Annotated in this window: 1 protein-coding gene; it reads right to left on the bottom strand. The window is 45.1% G+C overall.

The annotated features are described in order from the left end of the window. Nucleotides 1–607: GTP-binding protein (locus A3763_RS17510; RefSeq protein WP_156495146.1), on the bottom strand; the 607-nt coding region annotated here is incomplete at its 3' end. Nucleotides 608–720 lie beyond the last annotated feature (113 nt).

Raw genomic sequence — 720 nt, 5'->3', positions numbered from 1 at the left:
TAACAGCAGTTGTACCTAGCTCGTTATCATCTTCGCCGTTCAATGCCATCAAAGCAGAACCTGCGATAATTGGCGTATCATCACCTGGGAACTCATAAGTGTCTAGCAACTCACGAATTTCCATTTCAACCAATTCAAGCATCTCGTTGTATTCTTCTGAACCTGCACCACCACAGTCTTCAGCCAACAAGTCAGCCTTGTTCAAGAATACTACAATGTAAGGTACACCTACCTGACGAGACAAAAGGATGTGCTCACGAGTCTGAGGCATAGGACCATCAGTCGCACCACAAACCAAGATAGCACCATCCATCTGAGCAGCACCTGTGATCATGTTCTTAACATAATCGGCGTGCCCTGGGCAGTCAACGTGAGCGTAGTGACGATCAGTTGAATCATACTCAACGTGAGACGTCGCGATAGTGATACCACGTTCTCTTTCTTCTGGTGCGTTATCGATGTTTGCGAAGTCAACCTTCTCACCACCGAATACTTCTGCACATACACGCGTTAACGCTGCAGTCAAAGTTGTTTTACCGTGATCAACGTGACCAATAGTACCTACGTTGACGTGTGGTTTATTACGTTCAAATTTTTCTTTTGCCATCCGAACATCTCCTCAAAAAATATAGCTCGATTGCGGACACTGCGTCTCGGCCAGCTAGAACCAGCATTGACCACACACAACTTAAATTCAATAAAACCAAGCAATAACACTCA

The sequence above is a fragment of the Oleiphilus sp. HI0128 genome (assembly GCF_001635365.1).
The sequence above is the reverse complement of the archived record's forward strand: the minus strand, read 5'-3'. Positions and strand labels throughout refer to the sequence as shown.